This is a genomic window from Pseudomonas sp. C2B4, assembly GCF_013359695.1.
Lineage (GTDB): Bacteria > Pseudomonadota > Gammaproteobacteria > Pseudomonadales > Pseudomonadaceae > Aquipseudomonas.
In genome coordinates, this window is record NZ_JABFMU010000006.1 from 82,496 (window position 1) to 105,337 (window position 22,842).

19 protein-coding genes are annotated in these 22,842 nt (G+C 60.2%); 10 read left to right on the forward strand and 9 right to left on the reverse strand.

Annotated elements, in window-relative coordinates; translation table 11 throughout:
* Positions 1 to 41 precede the first annotated feature (41 nt).
* Positions 42 to 275, forward strand: coding sequence for a hypothetical protein (locus tag HNQ83_RS06980; RefSeq protein ID WP_007995277.1), 234 nt, complete (start codon positions 42 to 44; stop codon positions 273 to 275).
* Between the two features lie 94 nt (positions 276 to 369).
* Here the strand turns inward: HNQ83_RS06980 and sulA are convergent, their stop codons facing one another.
* Positions 370 to 846, reverse strand: a complete 477-nt coding sequence (gene sulA, locus HNQ83_RS06985) for an SOS-induced cell division inhibitor SulA (RefSeq protein ID WP_175388276.1) — start codon at positions 844 to 846, stop codon at positions 370 to 372.
* A 10-nt stretch (positions 847 to 856) separates the two neighbouring features.
* Entirely contained in the window at positions 857 to 1,465 is a 609-nt protein-coding gene (gene lexA, locus HNQ83_RS06990) for a transcriptional repressor LexA (RefSeq protein WP_047531364.1), read from the reverse strand.
* Positions 1,466 to 1,694: 229 nt separating this feature from the next.
* Here lexA and HNQ83_RS06995 point away from each other — a divergent pair, with 229 nt between their 5' ends.
* The 3 genes from HNQ83_RS06995 to HNQ83_RS07005 all read left to right on the forward strand — a co-directional run bounded on the left by HNQ83_RS06995 (position 1,695) and on the right by HNQ83_RS07005 (position 4,321).
* The gene (locus tag HNQ83_RS06995; RefSeq protein ID WP_175388277.1) at positions 1,695 to 2,402 is read left to right on the forward strand and encodes a TetR/AcrR family transcriptional regulator; all 708 of its coding nucleotides are present in this window, start codon (positions 1,695 to 1,697) and stop codon (positions 2,400 to 2,402) included.
* Between the two features lie 158 nt (positions 2,403 to 2,560).
* On the forward strand, positions 2,561 to 3,571 hold the full coding sequence (nagZ, locus tag HNQ83_RS07000; RefSeq protein ID WP_175388278.1) for a beta-N-acetylhexosaminidase: 1,011 nt from the start codon (positions 2,561 to 2,563) through the stop codon (positions 3,569 to 3,571).
* Positions 3,572 to 3,583: 12 nt separating this feature from the next.
* Complete coding sequence (locus HNQ83_RS07005; protein WP_175388279.1) at positions 3,584 to 4,321, forward strand: S-methyl-5'-thioinosine phosphorylase; 738 nt, start codon at positions 3,584 to 3,586, stop codon at positions 4,319 to 4,321.
* A 115-nt stretch (positions 4,322 to 4,436) separates the two neighbouring features.
* On the opposite strand, the gene HNQ83_RS07010 is transcribed toward HNQ83_RS07005, so the two are convergent.
* From HNQ83_RS07010 to mfd, 3 genes are read right to left on the reverse strand one after another with little or no spacing between them, the layout of a single operon-like run.
* The gene (locus HNQ83_RS07010) at positions 4,437 to 7,130 is read right to left on the reverse strand and encodes a DEAD/DEAH box helicase (protein WP_175388280.1); all 2,694 of its coding nucleotides are present in this window, start codon (positions 7,128 to 7,130) and stop codon (positions 4,437 to 4,439) included.
* 10 nt (positions 7,131 to 7,140) lie between these two features.
* Positions 7,141 to 7,710, reverse strand: coding sequence for a CsiV family protein (locus HNQ83_RS07015; protein WP_175388281.1), 570 nt, complete (start codon positions 7,708 to 7,710; stop codon positions 7,141 to 7,143).
* Positions 7,711 to 7,720: 10 nt separating this feature from the next.
* Entirely contained in the window at positions 7,721 to 11,170 is a 3,450-nt protein-coding gene (gene mfd / locus HNQ83_RS07020; protein WP_175388282.1) for a transcription-repair coupling factor, read from the reverse strand.
* Positions 11,171 to 11,532: 362 nt separating this feature from the next.
* Between mfd and HNQ83_RS07025 the strand changes: the two genes are divergently transcribed.
* The 3 genes from HNQ83_RS07025 (at position 11,533) to sthA (ending at position 15,893) form a co-directional block, all read left to right on the forward strand.
* Entirely contained in the window at positions 11,533 to 12,996 is a 1,464-nt protein-coding gene (locus HNQ83_RS07025; protein WP_175388283.1) for a glyceraldehyde-3-phosphate dehydrogenase, read from the forward strand.
* 308 nt (positions 12,997 to 13,304) lie between these two features.
* Positions 13,305 to 14,291 (forward strand): FAD:protein FMN transferase, encoded by a 987-nt coding sequence (locus HNQ83_RS07030; protein WP_175388284.1) that lies wholly within the window; start codon positions 13,305 to 13,307, stop codon positions 14,289 to 14,291.
* Positions 14,292 to 14,498: 207 nt separating this feature from the next.
* Positions 14,499 to 15,893 (forward strand): Si-specific NAD(P)(+) transhydrogenase, encoded by a 1,395-nt coding sequence (gene sthA / locus HNQ83_RS07035; RefSeq protein WP_175388285.1) that lies wholly within the window; start codon positions 14,499 to 14,501, stop codon positions 15,891 to 15,893.
* Positions 15,894 to 15,935: 42 nt separating this feature from the next.
* On the opposite strand, the gene HNQ83_RS07040 is transcribed toward sthA, so the two are convergent.
* Positions 15,936 to 16,658 (reverse strand): glycerophosphodiester phosphodiesterase family protein, encoded by a 723-nt coding sequence (locus HNQ83_RS07040; protein ID WP_175388286.1) that lies wholly within the window; start codon positions 16,656 to 16,658, stop codon positions 15,936 to 15,938.
* Positions 16,659 to 16,672: 14 nt separating this feature from the next.
* The gene (locus tag HNQ83_RS07045; protein WP_175388287.1) at positions 16,673 to 17,254 is read right to left on the reverse strand and encodes a PilZ domain-containing protein; all 582 of its coding nucleotides are present in this window, start codon (positions 17,252 to 17,254) and stop codon (positions 16,673 to 16,675) included.
* Between the two features lie 94 nt (positions 17,255 to 17,348).
* Between HNQ83_RS07045 and HNQ83_RS07050 the strand changes: the two genes are divergently transcribed.
* The 3 genes from HNQ83_RS07050 (at position 17,349) to HNQ83_RS07060 (ending at position 20,598) form a co-directional block, all read left to right on the forward strand.
* The gene (locus HNQ83_RS07050; RefSeq protein ID WP_175388288.1) at positions 17,349 to 18,599 is read left to right on the forward strand and encodes a lipoprotein-releasing ABC transporter permease subunit; all 1,251 of its coding nucleotides are present in this window, start codon (positions 17,349 to 17,351) and stop codon (positions 18,597 to 18,599) included.
* Between the two features lie 7 nt (positions 18,600 to 18,606).
* Positions 18,607 to 19,290: a lipoprotein-releasing ABC transporter ATP-binding protein LolD gene (gene lolD / locus HNQ83_RS07055; protein ID WP_175388289.1), complete on the forward strand. Its 684-nt coding sequence runs from the start codon at positions 18,607 to 18,609 to the stop codon at positions 19,288 to 19,290.
* A 63-nt stretch (positions 19,291 to 19,353) separates the two neighbouring features.
* Positions 19,354 to 20,598 (forward strand): lipoprotein-releasing ABC transporter permease subunit, encoded by a 1,245-nt coding sequence (locus HNQ83_RS07060; RefSeq protein WP_175388290.1) that lies wholly within the window; start codon positions 19,354 to 19,356, stop codon positions 20,596 to 20,598.
* A gap of 94 nt (positions 20,599 to 20,692) precedes the next feature.
* On the opposite strand, the gene HNQ83_RS07065 is transcribed toward HNQ83_RS07060, so the two are convergent.
* The gene (locus HNQ83_RS07065) at positions 20,693 to 22,042 is read right to left on the reverse strand and encodes a heavy metal sensor histidine kinase (protein WP_175388291.1); all 1,350 of its coding nucleotides are present in this window, start codon (positions 22,040 to 22,042) and stop codon (positions 20,693 to 20,695) included.
* On the reverse strand, positions 22,042 to 22,722 hold the full coding sequence (locus HNQ83_RS07070) for a heavy metal response regulator transcription factor (protein WP_175388292.1): 681 nt from the start codon (positions 22,720 to 22,722) through the stop codon (positions 22,042 to 22,044). Before HNQ83_RS07070 ends, HNQ83_RS07065 begins: the two co-directional genes overlap by 1 nt.
* Between the last annotated feature and the right edge of the window lie 120 nt (positions 22,723 to 22,842).

A 22,842-nucleotide genomic window follows, 5' to 3' on the forward strand; every position in this document is an offset into this window, starting at 1 on the left:
TTGCCTATATAATCCTCGCCTTTCGTGGAGAACAGACCTTTATGCCAACGTCCTTTCTAGAAATTGTCGAGTTACCAGACGGCCGTATCGAGCTGCGCAGGGCTGAGGACGAGGGTTCTCTGGTTACTTTGGATTTCTCCGAGGACGCCAAAGCGTTCCTGCAAGGCCAGCACGTGGAAGTCGCCAAGGCGATGTTGAGCGTTGGCGTTCAGATGGCCGGACGCCTGGTTGAGGGCGAATTCGACAAAGAAGAGGGCGCACGGGTCCTTCATTGATGCCCGTCCGTCGATATCTTCGAATGTTGGTATAGGTCGGCTTCTCTATCCCTGGAGAAGCCCCGCACTGTTCAATGTGCGTCTTGTTTGCTGGTTAACCCAATCGAATATTCAGGCTTTGTGCGTCCCCGGTCCGGGCGGCGCTGATGAGCTGTTGCCGCGACGTTGCGCTCAGCGGGTTGAGCCAGCTGACGACGGTGTGACTGCGCCCGAGGCGAAGTGCTTCGCAGGTCAGTTGCTGGGCGCTTTGGGTGCCGCGTGGTTGCAGGAGCAGGATGCGTTCGCGGTTGAGGCCGGCGTCCCTCAGCCAGGTCTGGGTCAGGCTGGCGGGAGGGGCGATCAATGTCAGCCAGCGTGCGTCCTGCTCCTGACTCAGATCTCGAAGGATCGGCGCCAGAAGGCTCAGGCAGTTCCCGGCTGCACCACGAAGAGACAATTCACTGAATACCTCAGGGTCGGTGCTCCAGGGCGACTCGACCACTTCCTTCAGGGCTGGCACCAACGGCTGCGCCAGGAATGCCTCGAACAGCAATGGCAGTTGGGTTTGTTGTGAAGTGTGTGGGAACTGCATAAAGCCTCCTTTAGCGGCGAATGACGCCGACACTCAAGCCTTCGATCACCAATTCCTGATCTTTAAGGTTCACTTCAATAGGCGCGAATTCAGGGTTTTCCGCAATCAGCCAAACCTTACTGCCGTCACGCTTGAAGCGTTTGACGGTCACTTCGTCGCCGATCCGCGCAACCACGATCTGGCCATTACGCGCTTCGCGTGTGGTGTGGACAGCCAGCAGATCACCATCGAAAATGCCGACATCCTTCATGCTCATGCCATGCACCCGCAGCAGATAGTCGGCGCGTGGATGGAAGAACGAAGGATTGATGTTGCAGGACTCTTCTACGTGTTGCTGGGCGAGGATCGGTGCACCGGCGGCCACTCGGCCAATGATTGGCAGGCTGGAGTCATCGGCCTTGGCTTCGAAGCCGGGAATGCGGATTCCTCGGGACGCGCCCGGGGTCATTTCGATCGCGCCCTTGCGGGCCAGCGCCTTGAGGTGTTCTTCGGCCGCGTTGGGCGATTTGAAGCCCAGCTCCTGAGCGATTTCCGCGCGGGTCGGCGGGTAGCCGTTGTCTTCCAGGCAGCGCTTGATGAAGGCCAGAATTTCGGCTTGGCGTGGCGTCAGCTTTAGCATATTGATCGCTCTGTTTTTTTATACAGTGACTGGGATTATATACAGTGAAGCGATCTTGGCAATGCCCGTTTTTTTGCCGCCCGCCGGACGGTCGATCAGCCTTCTGATTGAAGCTTTGCAGTTGTATGGTTAAATGTCTGACCGACCATTCCCAAAACGAACTGCCAGACTTGACAAGGCACAGGCTGAAACGTATGTTTCAAACAAGTGTTTGTCAGGCGGAGTAGCCATGGCCCAGTCGGAAACCGTTGAACGCATTCTTGATGCTGCCGAGCAGTTGTTCGCGGAGAAAGGTTTCGCTGAAACCTCGTTGCGTCTGATCACCAGCAAGGCCGGTGTCAACCTGGCGGCGGTGAACTATCACTTCGGATCAAAAAAGGCGCTGATTCAAGCGGTCTTTTCGCGTTTTCTCGGGCCGTTCTGCATCAGTCTCGACAAGGAGCTGGAGCGACGCCAGGCCAAGCCTGAAATCAAGCCCACCCTCGAAGAACTGCTGGAAATCCTCGTCGAGCAGGCGCTGGTGGTGCAGCCGCGCAGCGGCAACGATCTGTCTATCTTCATGCGATTGCTGGGACTGGCCTTCAGTCAGAGCCAAGGGCATTTGCGTCGTTATCTGGAAGACATGTACGGCAAGGTGTTCCGCCGCTACATGATGCTGGTCAACGAAGCAGCCCCACGTATTCCGCCGATCGAACTGTTCTGGCGCGTGCACTTCATGCTCGGTGCGGCCGCGTTCAGCATGTCCGGTATCAAGGCGTTGCGTGCGATTGCCGAGACCGACTTCGGGGTCAATACCTCCATTGAGCAGGTCATGCGGTTGATGGTGCCGTTCCTCGCGGCCGGCATGCGTGCCGAGACCGGTGTCACCGATACGGCGATGGCCACCGCGCAACTGCGTCCACGTAGCAAATCGACACCGGTTGCCGCCAAGGTTTGACCGCACACGGGTGGGCGCGGCAGCTGACATCCGTTAAGCTAGCCGCCCATGCCGACTCTCGTTCTGAACCCGTTTCCCATTGATATCGCCGACCTGCCGGGCACTGCCCATGGCGGCGAATTCTTGCGAACCGGGTTTATCGTTATCAAGGAATCTCTATGACTGCTGGCCTGCAAGGCTCGTTGATGGTGGACGTCGCCGGTACCTGGCTGACGGCTGAAGATCGCCAATTGTTGCGCCAACCCGAAGTGGGCGGTCTGATCATTTTTGCCCGCAATATCGAGCACTCGCGTCAGGTGCGCGAGTTGAGCGCGGCGATCCGTTCCATTCGTCCCGATCTGCTGTTGGCGGTGGATCAGGAAGGGGGGCGTGTTCAGCGACTGCGTCAGGGTTTTGTGCGGCTGCCCGCCATGCGTGCAATTGCCGATAACCCGAATGCCGAATACCTGGCCGAGCAATGTGGCTGGATCATGGCTACCGAGGTGCTGGCTGTTGGTCTGGACCTGAGCTTCGCGCCGGTGCTGGACCTCGATTACCAGCGCAGCGCGGTGGTCGGAACCCGCTCGTTCGAGGGGGATCCGGAGCGTGCAGCGCTGCTGGCCGGGGCGTTTATTCGCGGCATGAACAGCGCGGGCATGGCTGCCACCGGCAAGCATTTCCCTGGCCACGGTTGGGCCGAGGCGGACTCCCACGTGGCGATCCCGAATGACGAGCGCAGTCTCGACGAAATCCGCGCCAATGACCTGGTGCCGTTCGCCAAATTGAGCAAACAACTGGCGGCGGTCATGCCGGCCCACGTTATCTATCCGCAAGTGGATTCCCAGCCTGCCGGCTTCTCCCGCCGCTGGTTGCAGGACATCCTGCGTGGCGAGCTGCAATTCGACGGCGTTATTTTCAGCGACGACCTGTCCATGGCAGGCGCCCATGTGGTGGGCGATGCCGCCAGCCGAATCGAGGCGGCGCTGACTGCTGGCTGTGACATGGGCCTGGTGTGCAATGATCGCGCGGCCGCTGAACTGGCCCTGAGCGCCGCGCAACGCCTGAAGGTCAAGCCGTCTGCGCGGATCGCGCGGATGCGCGGCCAGTCGTTTGCGAGCACCGAATACCGTCAGGACCCGCGCTGGCTGACAGCCGTCGGCGCGCTCAAAGAAGCTCAATTGATTGATTAAGGACTGTTCGTTATGACGGTTTACGCGATTATCGGTGGTACCGGCCTGACTCAGCTCGAAGGCTTGAGCATTCGTCAGTCATTGGCGGTCGACACGCCCTACGGCGCGCCCTCGGCCGACGTGCAGATCGGCGAATACGCGGGCAAGGAAGTGTTGTTCCTCGCGCGTCATGGCCATCCGCACCGGTTTCCGCCGCACCAGGTGAACTACCGCGCCAACCTTTGGGCGCTGAAGCAGGCCGGGGCCGAAGCGATTCTTGCTGTCAACGCTGTGGGCGGGATTCATGCGGCGATGGGCACCGGGCATTTTTGTGTGCCGCATCAACTGATCGACTACACCAGCGGTCGCCAGCACACCTATTTTGCCGATGACCTGGAGCAGGTCACGCACATCGATTTCAGCTATCCGTACAGCGAGCCGCTGCGTCAGCAATTGATCGCGGCACTGGCGGCTGAAGGCGTTGGTTACAGCACTCACGGTGTCTATGCCTGCACCCAGGGGCCTCGTCTGGAAACCGTAGCCGAGATCGCCCGTCTGGAGCGTGACGGTTGCGACATCGTCGGCATGACCGGAATGCCGGAAGCGGCCTTGGCTCGCGAACTGGAGTTGGATTATGCCTGTCTGGCACTGGTGGTGAACCCGGCGGCGGGCAAGTCGACGGCGGTGATTACCATGGCTGAGATCGAGCAGGCGTTGCATGACGGGATGGGCAAGGTGAAGTCGACGTTGGCGCGGGTGCTTAGGGGCTGAGTAAGGCGCTACATCGAGTTGACTCTATCGCGGGCAAGCCCGCTCCCACAGGTACTGTGATAACCCTGTGGGAGCGGGCTTGCCCGCGATGGCGATCTATCCGGCGCAGCTAATTTCAGCGCTTCTCCAGCTTATCCGGCAACGGCGCAAACAGCGCCTCGATATCATCGCTCTGCAGTTTCCAGTCCCCGGCCTGGCGGCCATCCAGCACGCCGGCCGCGAGATCGGATTTTTCTTTCTGCAGATGCTGAATCTTTTCTTCCACCGTGCCGCGCGCGATCAGTTTGTAGACGAATACCGGTTTTTCCTGGCCGATGCGATAGGCACGGTCGGTGGCCTGATTTTCTGTCGCCGGGTTCCACCACGGATCGTAATGAATCACGGTGTCGGCTTCCGTCAGGTTGAGGCCGACGCCACCTGCCTTCAGGCTGATCAGAAAAATCTGGAGTTTACCGCTCTGGAAGTCCTTCACCGGCGTGCGCCGGTCGCGGGTCTGTCCGGTCAGTAGTGCGTAGGCCACGCCGCGTTTGTTCAGTTCGTCTTCAATCAACGACAGCATTGAAGTGAATTGCGAGAACAAAAGAATCCGCCGCCCTTCGTCGAACAACTCTTCGAGCATTTCCATCAGGCTATCGAGCTTGCCCGAGGTGCTGCCGCGAGCTGGCAGGGTGGCATCGTTGACCAGGCGCAAATCGCAGCACACCTGGCGCAGTTTCAGTAGCGCCTCAAGGATGATGATCTGGCTGCGGGCCACGCCCTTGCGGGTGATTTCGTCGCGGACTTTCTTGTCCATGGCCAGGCGCATGGTCTCGTAAACGTCGCGCTGGGCCTCATTGAGTTCCACCCAATGGATGATTTCGGTCTTCGGCGGCAGCTCGGTGGCCACCTGCTCCTTGGTCCGGCGCAACAGGAAGGGCTTGATCCGACCGTTGAGGTGCTGGAGTCGTACTTCGCTGGTGCGTTTTTCAATCGGTACACGGTAATCGCGGTTGAAGCTTTTCACATCGCCGAGCCAGCCCGGCAGCAGGAAATGAAACAGCGACCACAGCTCGCCCAAGTGATTTTCCAGTGGCGTGCCACTCAGGCACAAACGCTGGCGGGCGTTCAGCTCGCGGGCAGCCTGGGCGGCCTTGCTGCTTGGGTTCTTGATGTACTGCGCTTCATCCAGTACCAGGATGTGCAACGGCTGTGTCGCCAGGCGTTCGACATCCTTGGGCAGCAATGCATAGGTGGTCAGGATCAGGTCGTAATCCGCCAGGTTCTCGAAATGCTTTTTGCGGCTGGCGCCGTACAGCGCCAGTACTTTGAGTTGCGGTGTGAAGTGCGCGGCTTCGTCGAGCCAGTTCGGTATCAGGCTGGTAGGCATCACGACCATGCAAGGGCGGTCGAGACGTCCAGCGTTTTTCTCGCTGAGAACATGTGCCAGGGTTTGCAGGGTTTTGCCCAGGCCCATGTCGTCCGCGAGAATCCCGCCAACCTCCAGTTGCCGCAGCGACTGCATCCAGCTCAAGCCTTCCAGCTGATAAGGACGCAGTGTCGCATTCAAGCCTTCTGGGACGTTGGCGGTGTAGTCCTTGATGTCGCGCAGGCGCTGGGCAAAGGTGCGGATCTGTTCGCCGCCTTCCCAGAGCAGCGGCAGGTCTTCCAGCGGGTTGAGGCGCGTGGCGTCCGCCTTGCTCAAGCGCAGCGTGGTTTCGCCGGGCTCTTGCAGGTAGAACTCACCGAGCGTCGCCAGCACTGGCTTCAGGCGGCCAAATGGCAAGGCGACTTGCATGGGGCCGTGTTCGGAGTTCGGCCTGTTGGGAATGTTCACCAGGATCAACTCGTCGTCGCGACGTCGGGCCAGGCGTTCCGGGTTGAGGATTTCGGTGTGCGAGCGCATCAGGTTCAGCAGGATCGGCAGCAGGCTCAGCCGTTCGCCGTTGACGATGATCCCCAGTTCCAGATCGAACCAGTCACGTTCCGGCACCTGCTCGACCGTGGCGTACCAGTCATCCACCGCTGTCAGGTCGAAGCCGAAGTCCTCGTTGATCTGCAGCTCCCAGCCTTGTGTTCGCAGCTTCGGCAGTTCGTTCAGGGTGAAGGTCAGCCAGGCGCTGTCATTGACCATCTCGAACAGCTCGCCGGCGCTTTCCGGCAAGGCCTTGCTTTGGCGTGTGGCTATTTTGAAGCCGAGAATGCGTAGCTGTTCCCGGTAGGACTGTTCCACTTCCGGGTGACGTTTTACCCGTAGCGTCTGTGTTTCCTGACGAATCAGGATGTCAGCGTTTTTCTGTCCGGATACGTATTCATCCAGATAGCTGAAGGACAGCGCCGCGCGGTGTTGGATGTAACGCTGCATGCGGCCGTTGCGCGGTTCAAAGGCGCTGAACTCGATACTCGCCAGCCACAGGCGCGGAACCGGTTGCACGTTGTCCACCAGCACTTGCGGCGGTGCCTTCGGACTACGATTTTCCAGTACGGCCTGGAGTTTTTCCAGAAGCTCGGCATCTTTGGCGGCAGCGGGGTAGGCGAGGGTTTCCTGCACTTGCAGCAAGACCGCCGCGCAATGTTTGCAGTTGCTGTGGACCGGGCAGGAGCACGTAGCGTCGATCATCAGCAGCGTGCCTTTGGCCGACTCTCGCAAGCGAATGGTCTGACGGTAAACGTTACCGCCAGAGCCTTCGCAGGCCGCCGTAATCGTGGCGTCGCCGGCCTCGACGATCCTGACGCGATTTTCCAGTGCGTAGCGGCGGCCACGCTCCAGGCTCTGTTCCTTGAATCGGCTGACCCAGGAAGGTGCCAGGGGTTTGCTCAGGGTCGCGGACATAGGAAGTCAATCAGTCCGGAATTTCTTCGGGGACTGGCCGAGGCGCTGGGGCGGTCAGCGAGGTGATCTTGATGAGCAGGCCGAGATGGCCGGCATCGAGAAAGTTCAGCTGCCCGTTTTTGGTATGGCTTTCGGTCTTCAGGCGTTCACTGGCGGTGACCAGGCCATCGGCGTTGATCTGGTTGACCCAGAAGTCCGCGTCGACGTCGGTGAAGCGCCCCAGTTTCATGCTCAGCGTGCCCTCGATCGGAAACTGGCCGAATTGTTCCTTACCCTCGCTGATTGCGACCTTGGTGGTCTCTTCGCCAAGGGTCTGTTGCCAGGCCTTGTGCAGCAACACCTCGTATTCATTGCTGGCGGTGAGCTTTTCCACTTCGCCATTGAGGCTCGGTGTGCGCAGGCTGTCGGGGTTGATGCGTTGGGCGCCGGCGTCCCAGTCTTCCGGCGCTGTCCGGCTGACAATCGCGGGCACGGCATTTTGCCGCACGAGAATCATTTCAATCTGATACAGATCATCGGCAAAAGCCGAGGGGGTGACCAGCGTCATCATCAACAAGGTCAGGGAGCGAAACAGGCGCATGCGGCGTCCTTCAAGCAGTTTTCGGGATGAGGTGCTCAAACAGCGCCTCTACAGTATTAAAGCGCTCTTCCGGGCGCTCCATCGGAACCATGAATTTGAACATCGTGGCACCTTCGAATTTGTAGCGTTTGGGTTGGCCCTGGATCAGTTTGATCAGGGTCAGCGGGTCGACCGGGGTTTGTGCCGCGAACTCGACACGACCGCCTTGCGGGCCGCCGTCGACTTTCTTGATGCCCAGCAACTCGGCCTGCAGTTTGAGGGCGGTGATGCGCATCAGGTTCTTGGTCGGCTCGGGCAGCAGACCGAAGCGGTCGATCATCTCCACCTGCAGATCCTTGAGGCCTTCCTCGTCCGTGGCCGAAGCGATGCGCTTGTAGAGAATCAGGCGTGCATGAACGTCCGGCAGGTAGTCTTCGGGAATCAGTGCCGGTACGCGCAAGTTGACTTCCGGACCGCCGCCCAGCGGTTGATCGAGGTTGGGTTGCTCGCCCTTGCGAATCGACTTCACCGCGCGCTCGAGCATTTCCATGTACAGCGTGAAACCGACAGCCTGGATCTGGCCGCTCTGGCCATCGCCGAGCAGTTCGCCGGCACCACGGATTTCCAGGTCGTTGGTGGCAAGCACGAAGCCTGCGCCGAGGTCCTGGGTATTGGCAATCGCTTCCAGGCGCTTTTCGGCGTCCGGGGTGATTTGTTGGCGCGGTGGCGTCAGCAGGTACGCGTAGGCCTGGTGGTGACTGCGTCCGACCCGGCCGCGCAATTGGTGCAACTGCGCCAGGCCGAACTTGTCGGCACGCTCGATGATGATGGTGTTGGCGCTCGGCACGTCAATGCCGGTCTCGATGATGGTCGAGGCGATCAGCACGTTGAAGCGCTTGTGGTAGAAGTCGCTCATCACCTGTTCGAGTTCGCGTTCACGCATCTGTCCGTGACCGATGCCGATCCGCGCTTCCGGCACCAGTTCGGCGAGGTCGGCGGCGCATTTCTCGATGGTCTTCACGTCATTGTGCAGGTAGTAGACCTGGCCTCCGCGCAGCAGCTCACGGAGCAGGGCTTCCTTGACCGTGCTCTTGTTCTGCTCCATGACGAAGGTCCGCACGGACAGGCGACGGGCCGGCGGCGTGGCAATGATCGACAGATCGCGCATGCCTGACACCGCCATGTTCAGCGTGCGCGGAATCGGCGTGGCGGTCAGGGTGAGGATGTCGACTTCACTGCGCAGGGCCTTGAGCTGTTCTTTTTGACGCACACCGAAACGGTGTTCTTCGTCGATGATCACCAGGCCCAGGTTTTTGATTTTCACGTCATCCTGCAGCAGCTTGTGCGTGCCAATGACGATGTCGATCTTGCCTTCGGCCAGGTCGGCGACCGCAGCGTTCACTTCCTTGGCCGACTTGAAGCGGCTCATCACTTCCACGGTCACCGGCCAGTCGGCGAAGCGGTCGCGGAAGCTGTTGTAATGTTGCTGGGCGAGCAGGGTGGTCGGCACCAGGATGGCGACCTGGCGACCGCCATGCACCGCGATGAATGCCGCGCGCATCGCCACTTCGGTTTTGCCGAAACCAACGTCGCCGCACACCAGGCGATCCATTGGCTTGGCTGCGAGCATGTCTTCGCGCACGGCTTCGATGGTGGTTTGCTGGTCAGGGGTTTCTTCGAACGGGAAGCCGGCGCTGAACGTGGCGTAATCGGCTTTCGGATCGGCGAAGGCATAACCTTCGCGGGCGGCGCGGCGCGCATAGATATCGAGCAACTCGGCCGCCACGTCGCGCACCTGTTCGGCCGCCTTGCGCTTGGCTTTCTGCCAGGTCTCGGAGCCGAGGCGGTGCAGCGGGGCCAGTGCATCATCGCTGCCGGTGTAGCGGGCGATCAAATGCAGGTTGGCCACCGGCACGTAGAGCTTGGCACCCTCGGCGTATTCCAGGGCAAGGAATTCGGCGGTCTGGTTGTCGATTTCCAGTGTTGCCAGGCCGAGGTAGCGACCGACACCGTGATCGATATGCACCACCGGCGCGCCTTCGCGCAGCTCGGTGAGGTTCTTGATGACCGCGTCGTTGTTGGCGTCGGCGCGTTTCTCGCGGCGACGGCGTTGCATCACCCGCTGACCGAACAACGGACTTTCGGCCACCAGGGCCAGGGCCGGATCGTCCAGCAACAAGCCTTCATCCAGTGGCGCGATGGTGATCGCCAGGCGCTCCTTGCCGGCGACAAAGTCCGGCCAACTATCGACGGTCTTCGGTCGCAGTTTCAGGCGTTCCAGCAGCTCCAGCAGCACTTCGCGCCGGCCCGCGGATTCAGCGGTAAACAGCACGCGCCCAGGGAACTCGTCGAGGAAGCCCGAGAGCGCCGCCAATGGTTGCGTGGCCTTGGCTTCGATGGCCAGGTTCGGCAGGTCCCGCGCGGGGAAGCGCTCACGGCCGGCGCCGGTTTCCACATCCTGCTGGCTGGCGACTACCCGCGGCCAGTTTTTCAGGCGCGCGAAGCAGTCTTCCACCGGCAGGAACAGCTCGGCCGGTGGCAACAAAGGACGGGATGGATCGACGCGACGCTCTTCATAGCGATTGCGCACGTCGTTCCAGAAATTCTCGGCGGCTTGTTCAATGCCCGGCAAGGAAAACACTTGTGTGTCCTGGGGCAGGTAATCGAAGAGCGTCGAGGTCTCCTCGAAGAACAGCGGCAGGTAGTACTCGATGCCGGCCGGGGTAATTCCGCTGTTCAAGTCCTGGAAGATCGGGCAGCGACGGAAGTCGACATCGAAGCGCTCGCGAAACCTCGCCTTGAAGCGGGTCACGGCTTCTTTCTCCAGCGGGAATTCCTTGGCCGGCAGCAGCTTGACCGAATCGACCTTGTCGATCGAGCGCTGGTTTTCCGGATCAAAGGTGCGCAGGGTTTCGATTTCGTCGTCGAACAGGTCGATGCGATAGGGCAGTTTGCTGCCCATCGGGAACAGGTCGATCAGCGAGCCGCGCACGGTGAATTCACCGTGTTCGTAAACGGTATCGACATAGCGATAACCGGTGGCTTCCAGTCGGGTACGCATCTGCTCGACGTCGAGCTTCTGGCCGACGTCCAGCACCAGGCTGCTGCCGAGCAGAAACCTGGTCGGTGCCAGGCGGTGCAGGGCGGTGGTGATCGGCACCACCAGCACGCCGTGGCTCAGCTCCGGCAATCTATAAAGAGCCGAGATGCGTTGGGAAATGATGTCCTGGTGCGGCGAGAACAGGTCGTAGGGCAGGGTTTCCCAGTCGGGGAAATGCAGCACAGGCAAATCCGGGGCGAAGAAACTCAGCTCCTGTTCCAGCCGTTCGGCACTTTGGCTGTCGGCGGTCAGCAGCAGGGTAAAGCGCTTCGCAGCGCTGGCGGCCTCGGCAATGGCCAGGCTCAGGGCGGCACCGGGCAGGTTGCCCCAATGCTGTTTACCTGCCGCGGCAGGGAGATGCGGTAGACGCAGAACGGGCACGGAAGGTTGAGCTCCAAGCGTTGCGACAAAGTCGGTAATTGTAGCGGTCTCGAGTGCCGGCTGTCAGTTGCAGATGTGTCTATTACGCGGGTGGGACGAAATGTAGTGGTAAAGACAAAATCGGAATGATTTTTCGTGGAAATTGTCGAATATGTAGTGGTAAAACGAACCAGTGTTACGGATGGTTACGGACAAGCCAGTGCAGGCCCCAAAAAATTGACGATGCTGGAGGCCCCGGTTTTATTGGGCTTCAGCGAAGCGTGATTTTTTTGAACGGGAATTTGTTACGGCTATTACGACAAGCGCGCATTGCTACACGGGGCGCACGGCGGCATAATGTAGCCCCTTTTTTCTGCCCCTACATGTGGAAGGTTCCCGTGACTCAGAAGCCCGACCAGTGTCTTGGTGAATGGATCGACCGTGAAGCACTCGCAGAAGCGATGATTCCGCTTATCGGTCAGCTCTACCGCAATAACAACGTGGTGAGCTCGATCTATGGCCGCAGCCTGATCAACCGCTCGGTGATCTCGATCCTCAAAGCCCACCGCTTTGCCCGTCATCGCCAGACCGACGAAACCGAACTCTCCGTCCACGAGACATTCCCACTGCTCAAGGCCATGAGCGAGCTGAAACTGGGCGCCGCTTCGGTTGACCTGGGCAAGCTGGCCAACAAGTTCAAGCATGAAGGCAACGGCCGCAGCGCCGAGCAGTTCGTGCGTGAAGAAATGGCCGACGTGGTAGGCCAGCAGAACGCCTCCGCACGCAAAGGCACTGACGTTGTCCTGTACGGCTTCGGTCGTATCGGCCGTCTGCTGGCACGCATCCTGATCGAGAAAACCGGTGGTGGCGACGGCCTGCGTCTGCGCGCCATCGTTGTCCGCAAGGGCGCCGAGAATGATCTGGTCAAGCGCGCCAGCCTGCTGCGCCGTGACTCGGTTCATGGTCCGTTCGATGGCACCATCACCATTGATGAAGCCAACAACACCATCACCGCCAACGGGAACCTGATCCAGGTTATCTACGCCAAGAGCCCGAGCGAAGTCGACTACACCCAGTACGGCATCGAAAACGCTCTGATCGTCGACAACACCGGCGTATGGCGTGATGCCGACGGCCTGGGCCAGCACCTGGCCTGCCCGGGCGCTGCCCGCGTGATCCTCACCGCACCTGGCAAGGGCGCGCTGAAGAACATCGTTCATGGCATCAACCACGGCGACATCACCCCGGACGACAAGATCATCTCGGCGGCTTCCTGCACCACCAACGCCATCGTTCCGGTGCTCAAGGCAGTCAACGACAAGTACGGCATCGTCAACGGTCACGTTGAAACCGTTCACTCGTTCACCAACGACCAGAACCTGATCGACAACTTCCACAAGGGCAGCCGTCGTGGCCGCGCCGCGCCGCTGAACATGGTAATCACCGAGACCGGTGCCGCCACCGCAGCCGCCAAGGCGCTGCCAGTGCTCAAGGGCAAGCTGACCGGCAACGCGATTCGCGTTCCTACGCCAAACGTGTCGATGGCTATCCTGAACCTGAACCTGGAAAAGGCTACCACCCGCGAAGAGATCAACGAGTACCTGCGCCAGATGGCCATGCACTCGGATCTGCATAAGCAAATCGACTACGTCAGCTCCCAGGAAGTGGTTTCCACCGACTTCGTTGGCTCGCGCCACGCAGGCGTCGTGGATGCTGAAGCGACCATCACCCAGGATAACCGCGTCGTTCTGTACGTTTGGTACGACAACGAATTCGGTTACAGCTGCCAGGTGGTTCGCGTGATGGAAGACATGGCCGGTGTAAACCCGCCAGCATTCCCGCGCTAAGCCTTAGCTAGCTGCAAATGAAAACGCCCCGACTTTGGTCGGGGCGTTTTTGTTTGTGCGATGAAAATACAGGTGTGTTGTCTGGTCCGGCCTCTTCGCGAGCAGGCTCGCTCCCACAGGTGCTGCACGATCATTGTGGGAGCGAGCCTGCTCGCGAAGGGGAATTATCAGACAGAGTCAGCTTGCCTGATACACCGCTTTCTCAGGCTTGCTCCTGCATTTCTATCGCATAATGTCCGGACTTGGCGTTGTGTCAGAGTTGTTCAGTGGGAGGGGAATCGTTGAGCTGGCGGCTGATTGGAATAGTAGTGTTGACTGGCATCCTCTCAGGCTGCGGCAACGGCGACGCCATTGAAACCTTCGGTGGCCCGACCATGGGCAGTACCTATTCCGTCAAGTACGTGCGCCACACCGATCTCCCTGCACCGACGGTCGTCCAGGTCGAAGTCGAAAAGATCCTGGCCGAAGTCGATCAACAAATGTCGACCTACCGCAGCGATTCCGATATCACACGCTTTAACCAGTTACCCGCCAACCGTTGTCAGAAAATGCCCGCACCGATCCTCGAATTGGTCCGGGTCGGCGAGCAGCTGTCGGAGCAAAGCGAAGGCTCGTTCGATTTGACGGTGGAGCCGCTGCTCGATCTCTGGGGTTTCGGTCCCCAGGCTCGCGAGGAAAAAGTGCCGACCGCTGAAGCACTCGCAGAAGTGCGACAGCGGGTGGGTCATGGCCACCTGCGCATCGACGGCGACCAGCTGTGCAAGGACGCCGCCGTCGAAGTCGACTTCAACAGCATCGCCGCGGGCTACGCGGTCGACAGGATCGCTGCAAGGCTTGAAGCACTGGGTATTCGCAACTACCTCGCCGAAGCCACCGGTGAGCTCAAGGCGGCTGGTAAAAAACCAGACGGTTCGCCGTGGCGAATCGCCCTGGAGGAGCCTCGCGATGATCAACAGGCGGTCGAGCGCATTGTCGCCGTCGACGGTTACGGCCTGTCCACGTCCGGCGACTATCGACATTATTTCCAGCAGGATGGCCGGCGTTACTCCCATACTTTCGATGCGCGCACCGGTGCGCCGGTTTCGCACACGCTGGCGTCCGTGACCGTGATTCATCCTTCCGCGTTGATGGCCGATGGCTTATCGACGTTGTTGCTGATTCTCGGCCCCGAGCGCGGTTGGAATTACGCAGAAAAACACGATATCGGCGCATTTTTTGTGATTCGTGCCGATACAGGTTTCGTCACACGCACCAGTCGCGCTTTTGAACGCCTCAGTGGCGCAAAAGCCGAGTGATTGCGGTGATCAAAGCATTGAAAACTGGCGTTGTAGTGCAGGCAAAAGTAGCCTACGACGCGACCAAGGGTTAATGTGCGCGGCGTTGACGCTTCTATAGACTGTGTCCGGGTTCTGCACTGACCCCAAATTGTTCCTTCACGCCACAGATCGGCGTGATTTAGCCGCAGGTGCCGATGGCGCCGCGGCCTGTTCTGAGGAGTACGCATGGCTGTCTACAACTACGACGTGGTGGTGTTGGGTTCCGGCCCGGCGGGAGAAGGCGCGGCAATGAACGCCGCCAAGGCAGGGCGCAAGGTGGCGATGGTCGATAGCCGTCGCCAGGTCGGCGGCAACTGCACCCACCTGGGTACCATCCCGTCCAAGGCACTGCGTCACTCGGTCCGGCAGATCATGCAGTTCAACACCAACCCGATGTTCCGGGCCATTGGTGAGCCGCGCTGGTTCTCGTTCCCGGACGTGCTGAAAAGCGCTGAAAAAGTCATCTCCAAACAAGTTGCATCGCGTACCGGCTACTACGCCCGCAATCGCGTCGACGTGTTCTTCGGCACCGGCAGCTTCGCCGACGAGCAAACCATCGAAGTGGTTTGCGCCAACGGCGTCGTGGAAAAACTGGTGGCCAAGCACATCATCATCGCCACCGGCTCGCGTCCATATCGCCCAGCCGACATCGATTTCCACCACCCGCGTATCTACGATAGCGATACCATCCTCAGCCTCGGTCACACCCCGCGTAAACTCATTGTTTACGGTGCCGGTGTGATCGGCTGTGAATACGCATCGATCTTTAGCGGCCTGGGTGTTCTGGTCGAGCTGGTGGACAACCGTGGTCAGTTGCTGAGCTTCCTCGACTCGGAAATTTCCCAGGCCCTGAGCTACCACTTCAGCAACAACAACATCACCGTTCGCCATAACGAAGACTACGACCGTGTCGAAGGCTTGGACAATGGCGTGATCCTGCACCTCAAGTCCGGCAAGAAGATCAAGGCCGACGCCTTGCTATGGTGCAACGGCCGGACCGGTAACACGGATCAGTTGGGTCTGGAAAACATCGGCGTGAAGGTCAACAGCCGTGGCCAGATTGAAGTTGATGAGGCTTACCGCACCGGTATTCAGAATATCTACGGCGCCGGTGACGTGATTGGCTGGCCGAGCCTGGCCAGTGCCGCCCACGACCAGGGTCGTTCAGCCGCCGGCAGCATCGTCGACAACGGTAGCTGGCGCTTCGTGAATGACGTGCCGACTGGCATCTACACCATTCCGGAGATCAGCTCGATCGGCAAGAACGAGCAGGAGCTGACCCAGGCCAAGGTGCCTTACGAAGTGGGCAAGGCGTTCTTCAAGAGCATGGCGCGTGCACAGATCGCCGGCGAGCCGCAAGGCATGCTGAAGATCCTGTTCCACCGCGAAACCCTCGAAGTGCTGGGCGTGCACTGCTTCGGTTATCAGGCGTCGGAGATCGTTCACATCGGTCAGGCGATCATGAACCAGCCGGGTGAACTCAACACCCTGAAGTACTTCGTCAACACGACCTTCAACTACCCGACCATGGCCGAAGCCTATCGGGTAGCGGCGTACGACGGTCTCAACCGGCTTTTTTGAGCGGCTCCGGCCGGTGGCCTGAGCCGGCCGGGGAGACCGATTTCAGCAATTCTCGAGCGTGGCAGTGGCCAAACCGGGAAAGTCTGTAATCAGGCTGTCAACGCCGAAGTCGGCGAGTCTGCGCATCAGCGCAGGCTCGTTGACGGTCCACACGGACACATGCAACCCCTGACGCTGCGCCTTCTCCAGGCGCTCCGGCGTGCACAGGGTCCAGTTCAGCGCCAGAATCCCGCAGCCATAGCTTGCCGCGACCTTCAGTGGGTCGAGCCAGGCGTACTCGGCCACCAGTCCGCGGGACACATCCGGCACCAGGTCCACGGCGGCTTTCAGCACTTCGCGCGAACTCGATGTGATGGTCACCTTGTCCAGCAAACCATGCCGTTGTGCCATTTCCCTGATTGCCAGTACGGTGGTCGCGGCGCGAGTGCGTGAAGCACTTTTGACTTCCAGTTGCCAATGATCGAAATCGCATTGCTCGAACAACGATTCCAGCGTTGGGATCGGGCAAGGCTTGATCCAGCCGGGCCCGCCCTTGCGCGCGTCGTAGGTCACCAGTTCGGCAGCGGTATGTTCAGCCACCTTGCCGCGTCGGTCGGTAGTGCGCTTGAGCGTCGGGTCATGGATGACCATCAACTCGCCGTCCCTGGACAGGTGCAGGTCCAGTTCGCAGCGGCGTACGCCGTGCTTGAGACATTCCTGAAAGCTGGTCAGGGTGTTTTCCGGTGCTTCGCCCTTGGCGCCGCGGTGGCCGTAGATGAGGGTCACGGTTCTTCCTTAAATTAATTTCCGGATTCGAGTTGTTCGCGGGCCAGGCGTCGTTCCTGGGCCTGCTTCTGCAAGATATGGCGGGCCAGCAGCTGTCGCTGGGCATCGCTCAGGTGTTCGAACTCGGTGCCGACGTCGTAGCTATCGCCCTTGCGGTCGCAATGGGTGACGCGGGCGCGTAGCAGCAGGCCCAGCGCTTGCGGCATCAACACCAGCTTGACCGACAGGCGTGCGCCGGCGGCAATGGGGGAAGGGTGCTGAAACTCGATGCCACCCTCGGAGATGATCACAGGCTGCGGCTCGCCGATCTGCCCGAGCACGGTGAGGGCGATCACCTGGCTCAGCAAGTCGATGCGCTTGTTCTGGGATTTCAGGAACGCCGAGAGGGTTCGGTCGCGCTCGCTGATCTGGCGCAGCAGGTGTTGCGACTCGAATTCGCTCAGGTGCAATTCGCTGAGCACGTTGAAGAGTGGGGAAGCATCCTGCAACACTTCCTGGCCTGCGGCTTCGAGAGCGGACAGGGGCCGAATTTCCAGTGCGATCGTGTCCTCGATACGGTAGTATTCGCGGCGATCTTCTTCATCTAATGTCGACATGGCGAACCCATGGTAGCGGCGGTGGTCTGAGTGTAAAGCTGGTTATCGACCCCCGCCACAAGGACGTTCCTTTTCCCTCCGAACAAGCCCCGACATGTTCAGACCTCTCTTCGTATTTATCGGCACGCGTTATACCCGTGCAAAGCGTCGCAATCATTTTGTGTCATTCATTTCCCTGACTTCGATGATCGGGCTCGCCCTCGGCGTGGTCGTGATGATCGTGGTGCTGTCGGTCATGAACGGCTTCGATCATGAGATGCGCACCCGTGTGCTGGGCATGGTGCCACACGCGACCATCGAGGCCAGCGAGCCCATCAGCGACTGGCAAGGCCTCGCCGCCAAGGTCAAGCAGAACCCGCAGGTGACGGCCGTGGCGCCGTTTACCCAGATGCAAGGGTTGCTGACCAACAACGGCAAAGTCTCCAAAGTCCTGCTCAACGCCATCGACCCGGCGCAAGAACGCCAGGTGTCGATCATCGATAACTTCATGCAGCAGGGTAAACTCGACGACCTGACACCCGGCGAGTTCGGCATCGTCATCGGCGACAAGGCGGCGGCCAAGCTCGGGGCGGCGGTCGGCGACAAGCTGACATTCGTGGCGCCGGAGGTCACCGTGACCCCGGCCGGGATGTTCCCGCGCATGAAGCGCTTCACCGTGGTCGGCATCTTCCACGTCGGCGCCGGCGAGATCGACGGCTACCTGGGTATCACCAATCTCCAGGACCTGGCGCGGCTGCATCGCTGGAAGCCGGACCAGGTCCAGGGCATCCGCCTGAAATTCGACGACTTGTTCCAGGCACCGCGTACCGCGTGGAGCATCGCCCGGGAACTGGGTGAAGATCGCTACTACGCCCGCGACTGGACCCGCACCCATGGCAACCTGTACCAGGCGATCCGCATGGAAAAAGCCATGATCGGCCTGCTGTTGCTGCTGATCGTCGCCGTCGCCGCGTTCAACATCATTTCCACGCTGGTGATGGTGGTGAACGACAAGAAGGGTGACATCGCGATCCTGCGTACCCTGGGTGCCACGCCGGGTACGATCATGCGCACATTCATGGTGCAGGGTACGGTCATCGGCGTGGTGGGCACGGCCATCGGCGCGGTGGTCGGGATTTTCGCCGCGCTGAATGTCAGCGCCGCGATTTCGGCGCTGGAAGGCCTGATCGGGCACAAGTTTCTCAACGCCGACGTGTACTTCATCGATTACCTGCCATCGCAAGTGCAGAGCCAGGACGTCGTGATGGTCTGCTCTGCGGCGTTGATCCTGAGTTTCCTCGCCACCCTGTATCCAGCCTGGCGTGCCGCGCGCACCCAGCCGGCGGAGGCGCTACGTTATGAGTGAGTCGGGCATGAGTGATAAAGCAATCTTGAGCTGCCGCAACCTGGGCAAATCCTACGAGGAAGGCCCGGAGTCGGTGGAGGTCCTGGCCGGTTTGCAGCTGGAGCTGCACCCGGGTGAGCGCGTGGCGATTGTCGGCAAGTCGGGTTCGGGTAAAAGTACCTTGCTCAATTTGCTCGGCGGCCTCGATACGCCGACCAAGGGCAGCGTCTGGCTCGACGGCGAAGAACTCTCGGCGCTGAGCGAAAAGAATCGCGGCCTGCTGCGTAACCGCGCGCTGGGCTTCGTGTATCAGTTCCACCATTTGCTGCCCGAGTTCACCGCGCTGGAAAACGTCTGCATGCCGCTGCTGATCGGCAAGACCGCGATCCCTGAAGCCCGCAAGCGAGCCACCGCATTGCTGGAGCGGGTAGGCTTGGGTCATCGCCTGGAGCACAAACCGGCGGAGCTGTCCGGTGGTGAACGCCAGCGCGTGGCCATCGCCCGTGCCCTGGTGAACAATCCGGGCCTGGTCATGCTCGATGAGCCGACCGGCAACCTCGATTTACACACCGCCGAAGGCATTCAGGATTTGATGCTGGAACTCAGCACTTCGATGCGTACGGCGTTCCTGGTGGTGACCCACGACATGAACCTGGCCCGCCAGATGGATCGCGTCCTGCATCTGCAGGAAGGTTGCCTGACCCCAATCTGATTAGTCGAAACCCGGCGCTTGAAAAGGCGTCGGGTCTTTTATTTTTATACGGTGCACCAGCGAATGTTCAGACCGCTATCGATCTTTATCGGCGCGCGCTATACCCGCGCCAAGCGCCGCAATCGCTTTGTTTCCTTCATTTCGATGACCTCGATGATCGGCCTCGCCCTGGGCGTGCTGGCGATGATCGTAGTGCTGTCGGTAATGAACGGTTTCCAGCGCGAAATGAGCTCGCGCATCCTCGGCATGGTGCCGCACGCGACCATCGTCGGCGTCAATCCGATTGATGATTGGCAACCGGTGGCCGCCGCCGCGATGAAAAATCCGGAAGTGACTGCCGCTGTGCCGTTCACCGAGATGGAAGGCATGCTGTCCTACAAAGGCACGATGCAGCCAATCCAGGTCAGCGGTGTCGACCCGGCGCTGGAAGGCCAGGTGTCGATCGTGGCCAAACACATCGTTCAGGGGCGGCTGGATGCCTTGAAGCCGGGCGAATTCGGCGTGGTGATCGGCGAGATCACAGCGCGACGCTTTCGGCTGAATGTCGGCGACAAGATCACCTTGATCGTGCCTGAAGTCAGTAATGCGCCGGGTGGCATTACCCCGCGCATGCAGCGCTTGAACGTCGTGGGTGTGTTCAAGGTGGGCGCCGAGCTGGATGGCTCGATGGCGTTGATCCACGTCGCCGACGCCGCCCAGATGCAGCACTGGGAACCGAATCAGGTGCAGAGCGTGCGCCTGGCGGTGAAGGACCTCTATGCCGCGCCGCAAGTGTCGAGCACCATCGCTACGGGGCTGGGCACCGCTTTCAAGGCTGACGACTGGACCCATACCCAGGGCAGCCTGTTCAGTGCGATGAAGATGGAAAAAACCATGATCGGGCTGTTGTTGCTGATGATCGTTGCCGTTGCAGCGTTCAACATCATCGCGACCCTGATCATGGTGGTGAACGACAAGGGCGCCGATATCGCGATCCTGCGCACCATCGGCGCCACGCCACGGCAGATCATGGCGATCTTCATGGTGCAGGGCACGGTGATCGGGATTGTCGGTACCCTGATCGGTGGCGTGCTCGGCGTGATCGCGGCGCTGAACGTGAGTGAGATGGTGGGCTGGATCGAGCGGGTCAGTGGCCAGCACATCTTCAGTTCCGATGTGTATTTCGTCAGCAACTTGCCGTCTGAGTTGCAGGGTGGGGATGTGCTGTTGATCTGCTCGGCGGGGTTCATCATGAGCTTTCTGGCCACCGTTTACCCGGCCTGGCGAGCGGCGAAGGTCGAGCCGGCTACCGCGTTGCGCTATTCGTAAGCTTCAAGTCCGCTTTCACGAGCAGGGAATTTGTGAACGCCACAGATCAAATGTGGGAGCGAGCCTGCTCGCGAAGAGGCCAGACCTGCTGGCCTCAATCCCCCTTCGGTAACTCAATCACAAACCGCGTCCATCCCTGATCCGATTCGCAACGAATCTGCCCGCCATGGGCCCGGATGATCGACTGGGTGATCGCCAATCCCAATCCCGCATGCTCACTATTACCTTCATGACGCGCCGGATCTGCCCGGTAAAAACGGTCAAACAAACGCGATAGCAAGTCCTGTGAAATCCCGTCTCCGCTGTTTTCAACCGTCAGGCTCAAGCCCCTGGATTGTTCGGCGATCGATACCCGAATCTCGCCATCGACCGGGGTAAACCGCAATGCATTGTCCAGCAGGTTGGACAGCGCCCGGCGCAACATGCTGCGGTCGCCTTCGATGTGCGCATTGCCTTCGCGGCTGAGTGTCACCTGCGCGTCCTCGGCCAGCGGTGCAAAAAACTCCAGCAGCACATCGACTTCCTCCGCCAGTTCCAGCGGCTCCCGCTTGGGTATCAACAGGCCATGCTCGGCTTTCGCCAGATAAAGCATGTCGTTGACCAGTTGTGCCATCCATTGCAGTTCCTCGAGATTGCTGTGCAGCGCTTCGCGATAATCCTCGATGGGGCGTGGGCGGGTGAGGGTGACCTGGGTGTGGGTCAGCAGGTTCGACAGCGGGGTCCGCAACTCATGGGCAATATCGGCGGAGAACGCCGACAGCCGTTGAAACGAGTCGTCGAGGCGTCCGAGCATGGCGTTGAAGTGGTGGGCCATTTCCGCCAGTTCCGGTGGCATGTTTTCTTCGGGCAAACGTGCGTTGAGCGATTGCGCCGAGACACCGCTGGCGACTGCACTCATGCGCCGCAACGGTCGCAGACCGCTGCGGGCGGCCCAGGCTCCGAGCAGCGCGGTGGCCAGGGCCGACAAACCCACCGTCAGCCAGATCAAGTGTTGCATGCGTTGCAGGAAATGCTGGTGATGGGTGATGTCCAGCAGCAGGGTCAATTGCGGTGAATCAGGTTGGTCGGTAAACAGCGGTGCATTGAGGACGCGGTAGTCTGTGCCGTCGTTGTTGATCGTCGACAGTCCGGGCGCTTGCGGGAGCTGGTCGGGCAGGCTTGTCGCGCTGTCATACCAGCGCTTGCCATCGCTGCCGGTGATGCGCAGCGAGAGATCGGCTTGCCGGCTCAACTCTTCGGCCAGTTTGACTTTGCTGTCGCTCGATTGAACATCGTGCAGCGCCCGTCGCAACCCAATCAACTTGCCATCCAGCAGTTGCTGATCGAGCTCAATGAAATGCATTTCACTGGCGCGGCTGAACAGCACCCCGGCGAACAACGACACCACCGCCGTACACGCCGCAAACAACAGGGCCAGGCGACTGCTCAATGAGAGGCGGTGCATCAGGCAGGGCGCTCTTCTAGCACGTAACCCATACCGCGCACGGTGTGGATCAGTTTGTTGGGGAATTCATCGTCGATCTTCAGGCGCAAACGGCGGATCGCCACTTCGATGACATTGGTGTCGCTGTCGAAATTCATGTCCCACACCTGGGATGCAATCAGCGATTTGGGCAGCACCTCGCCCTGGCGGCGCAGGAGCATTTCCAGCAGGGCGAATTCCTTGGCCGTCAGGTCGATGCGCTGGCCGCTGCGCTCCACTCGACGGCGGATCAGGTCCAGGCGCAGGTCGGCCAGTTGCAGGGTGGTTTCCTGAGGCGCGGCACTGCCACGGCGCAACAGGCTGCGCACCCGGGCCAGCAGTTCGGAAAAGGCAAAGGGCTTGACCAGGTAATCGTCGGCGCCGAGTTCGAGGCCATGAACCCGATCTTCCACGGCATCCCGTGCAGTCAGGAACAGGACCGGTGTGTCCAGGCCGGCGCTGCGTACCGCTTGCAGAATCTGCCAGCCATCGCGACCGGGCAGCATCACATCGAGAATCAGCAGCGCGAATTCGCCGCTGAGCGCCAATTGCTGGCCGGTGATGCCATCGGCCACCAACTCGGTATTGAAACCGGCTTCGGCGAGGCCCTGGCGCAGGTAGTGGCCGGTTTTCGGTTGGTCTTCGACGATCAGCAGTTTCATGGGCGACTCGGGCTTTTTTGATGGAACGACCGCTTTATACCGTGGGCGACGGCGGTACAGGCCAACCTGACAAAGTTGTAATCTGGCTGTCAGGTTACGGGCAGCGCTGGCAGTTTAGAG

Excerpts from the sequence above, each read along its gene's own strand:
- lolD (WP_175388289.1), top strand. The coding sequence starts at position 18,607 with ATGAGTGATAAAGCAATCTTGAGCTGCCGCAACCTGGGCAAATCCTAC.
- HNQ83_RS07070 (WP_175388292.1), bottom strand. The coding sequence starts at position 22,722 with ATGAAACTGCTGATCGTCGAAGACCAACCGAAAACCGGCCACTACCTG.
- HNQ83_RS07045 (WP_175388287.1), bottom strand. The coding sequence starts at position 17,254 with ATGTCGACATTAGATGAAGAAGATCGCCGCGAATACTACCGTATCGAG.
- HNQ83_RS06995 (WP_175388277.1), top strand. The coding sequence starts at position 1,695 with ATGGCCCAGTCGGAAACCGTTGAACGCATTCTTGATGCTGCCGAGCAG.
- lexA (WP_047531364.1), bottom strand. The coding sequence starts at position 1,465 with ATGCTAAAGCTGACGCCACGCCAAGCCGAAATTCTGGCCTTCATCAAG.
- sulA (WP_175388276.1), bottom strand. The coding sequence starts at position 846 with ATGCAGTTCCCACACACTTCACAACAAACCCAACTGCCATTGCTGTTC.
- HNQ83_RS07065 (WP_175388291.1), bottom strand. The coding sequence starts at position 22,042 with ATGCACCGCCTCTCATTGAGCAGTCGCCTGGCCCTGTTGTTTGCGGCG.
- HNQ83_RS06980 (WP_007995277.1), top strand. The coding sequence starts at position 42 with ATGCCAACGTCCTTTCTAGAAATTGTCGAGTTACCAGACGGCCGTATC.
- HNQ83_RS07050 (WP_175388288.1), top strand. The coding sequence starts at position 17,349 with ATGTTCAGACCTCTCTTCGTATTTATCGGCACGCGTTATACCCGTGCA.
- sthA (WP_175388285.1), top strand. The coding sequence starts at position 14,499 with ATGGCTGTCTACAACTACGACGTGGTGGTGTTGGGTTCCGGCCCGGCG.
- HNQ83_RS07010 (WP_175388280.1), bottom strand. The coding sequence starts at position 7,130 with ATGTCCGCGACCCTGAGCAAACCCCTGGCACCTTCCTGGGTCAGCCGA.
- HNQ83_RS07005 (WP_175388279.1), top strand. The coding sequence starts at position 3,584 with ATGACGGTTTACGCGATTATCGGTGGTACCGGCCTGACTCAGCTCGAA.
- nagZ (WP_175388278.1), top strand. The coding sequence starts at position 2,561 with ATGACTGCTGGCCTGCAAGGCTCGTTGATGGTGGACGTCGCCGGTACC.
- HNQ83_RS07060 (WP_175388290.1), top strand. The coding sequence starts at position 19,354 with ATGTTCAGACCGCTATCGATCTTTATCGGCGCGCGCTATACCCGCGCC.
- HNQ83_RS07015 (WP_175388281.1), bottom strand. The coding sequence starts at position 7,710 with ATGCGCCTGTTTCGCTCCCTGACCTTGTTGATGATGACGCTGGTCACC.
- HNQ83_RS07025 (WP_175388283.1), top strand. The coding sequence starts at position 11,533 with ATGTGGAAGGTTCCCGTGACTCAGAAGCCCGACCAGTGTCTTGGTGAA.